Source organism: Endozoicomonas sp. SESOKO3 (assembly GCF_024606255.1).
Map to the genome: position 1 here is coordinate 1 of NZ_JAHHPR010000315.1, position 2,878 is coordinate 2,878.

The 2,878-nt window shown below is 45.6% G+C and carries 1 protein-coding gene; it reads right to left on the minus strand.

What is annotated here, in order from left to right:
• The coding region (locus KDK18_RS05505) for a hypothetical protein (protein WP_257253780.1) at positions 1–2,878 on the minus strand (2,878 nt) is incomplete at both ends.

Below are 2,878 nucleotides of genomic sequence, written 5' to 3' on the forward strand. Positions count from 1 at the left end.
AAAATCGAAAGTTGTCAGGCAGGGTATTGTCTTACCGCTGCTGAATGCTGATTCCGTCAGACCCAGTGCGGCATCCAGAGCTTGTTGCTTGAGAGAGTGCTGCTGCGTGAAGGTGTTCATATCGGCCAGAACATTGACCTGTCTCGGCGAGAACTGGAAGGGACCGCCATCATTTTCGACAGCTTTTTCTGCAGCCTTCAGGACTTCCCTCATTCTCCCAATGTCTGCTTTCCTGGCTCCAATCTCACTTCTAAGGTGAAGCCGTTCCTTAAGCAGTTGACGGATCTTGCCGCCATTACCATCATACCCGCCCAGCTGTAAAAGTTTTTCTAGCAGGGCACTAATCCGGTGTTCACAGGTGTCAGTGGAGTCTGGTTTGAGACCCGCAGCTTCTTCAGTGGCGTCAAGCGCCGCTTCATGATGATCCACCAGAGCTTTTTGTGCTTTTGATACAGCATCACTTGCCTGCTTCAAGATTAAGCCCAGCCTGTCCATTTCGTTCATATGCAGGGTTTTAGCTTTCTGATCGATGTCGCCAGGATCGATCATCTCCTTTTCTTTAAGCTCCAGCTTTTCTTTTGCATTCCACTGTTCAATCTGTGCATTCACCAAATCACTGCTTTTTATGTAGTGCTGATCTACGAATTTCCTGATTTGAAAGTACTTTCTCTTGGCTAAAAACAGTTCACCCAATGCTTCATTATCTTCTTTCTGAACATGAGAATCTGTATTGGCAAGGCCAATACAGTAAAGAGCGTTTTCCACTGAACCGAATTCATCCTTTATCTGGATGCTCAGACCTGTTTTGGCATTCAGTTCATTAAGGATTTCACCTTGTCTTTCTCTGCCGTATCCCCGCAGGAAATGACTGAAGTCCCTTAATCGCTCCTCAGAGGTTTGTTCGTCAACAGCAGCCAGATCCAACTCGATCTGAACTTGTTTCATTGCCTGATTGAGAGCCATGTTCTCTTCATCCAGGAGATCCCGGAGGTCAGCAGGTTGACCCGCAAATAAAAGGTGTTTGCCACTAACAGCAATCAGCCTGCGATGAACGGCTGCCAGTTCACTTTCAGCTTGTTGTATTGTTTGTCTGGCGCTGGCTACCTCGCGATCAAGAACGTATCGGGGTTTAGGTCCCAGGCGAGCCATTTGTCTGTCAAGCTCACCTTCAATGGCTGCGATATGCTCATTAACGGTGGTAACACCTACTTTGGGAACTTCTTCATAAAGCTCTTGGAGTTTTTCTTTAATTAAAATATTCTGGTCGTTTATACGGGCGTCATCTTCATAGGACTTAATGTTGAGTTGATGAGCGATTTCGTTGTTTCTGCTTCTTCTGACATCTTCATCGCCAAAGGCTTCGTCTACTTCTTCCATTAATGCCAAAATATTCTTTTCAAGAACATACTTCTTTTCAGGCAGGTAGGCTTTTCTTCTGAATATTATTCCCAGATCATTGGCCAGTTTAGCCACGAAAGCCCCGCCTTTTTCATCAGCCTCATCGCGGACAAAGTCGTAGATGTGCAGCTTGTCCTCTATAATTTTGAGTATACTTGACTGTCTTGTTGCGGCTCGGCTGCTCACATTTTCGACATAAAAGTCAAGATTCCTTTGAAGGTTCTGAAGTTCTGTGTTCTCGGCCTGGCTCCTGAATAGGATGCCTTCTTTCCGGAGTGAATGCTTTATCGTATCGACCGTGGATTCTGAGACCTCACCGCTGTCAAGTTTTGTACGAACCCTGTCAAGCCTTGCGGTTTTGTCATCACCATTATTGACTTCTATTTTGAGTATGTCTTCTACTGTTTTCAGCATTTTCAGAGCCACTTCCTCTTCCTGCTGTCTGACTTTTGTCATCCTTGTCTGAATTTCCTCAGAAATGACGTTGCGACGGTAATACACATCGTCCTCACTATTGAGGTCATCCATATCAAGGGCTTTTTCCACATCAGACAGTTTTTCCAGTACCACAGGCATGGCTTTGGGGTGGCCTGGTGTTCTGATGTCTTTCAGTTCTTCTTCCAGATATTGAAGACTGCTGAACCTCTGATACATTGCTGTTTTCAGTGCATTGTCTTCTTCCGTGGTGCTGTCTTCATCCAGCCTGATACGTAAAATCAGTGCCAGACCATCTTGCTCGGTTTTGACGTCAGGTTCTTCCATGCAGCATTGAGCATTCAGTGCCTGGATTTTCTGAAGCAAATGTTCTTGATCTTTGCCGAGGGTAGTGCCCTGAGTATTCAGTGACTGAAGTCTGTCAAACAGGTTTTTTTGTTGAAGATTCAGTATATGTTTACTCTGTAGTTGAGCATTCAGTGTCTCAATTCTTTGAAGCAGTTGATTTAGTTGAGCGTCAATATCTACATTGCGATCAAAATTCTGAAGGTTTAAATGTTCGGCAATGGTTGCATAGCTGGCTTTGGTTTCGGCATCTCTTCTGGTTTTCTGGTGCTGAAGCCGTTCATAGATCTGAACTATACGCTGCTTGTGTTGCTGCTGAATGGCCTGAAGAATGTCACGTTGACGGGCTACCAGGTCATCTTCGTTTTCAGGAACCAGGCCCAGCTGACGTTCAGCGATAGCCATTGTCTCCCGGAATACAGCATCATAGGGTTCAACTGGGTGTTGTCGCAGACGCTCTTGAATGCACTGAAAGCGGGCATCCAGATCTTTTTCATCGATTTTAATAATACCGAGCTGGCGTTCTAGAGCCGGCAGTGTTGTTTCTATAGATTCTCCCTCAGGCTGTCCTGTTGTGGCCAACGCCTTGTTGATTGCATGAATTTTTATACTGATGAGTCTGGCTTGTTTTTCCAGTGACTGGCAATCATCCCAGTCTTCAATGCCAAGCTCTTCTGCCAGTCGAGCGTTGCGGGCTTTT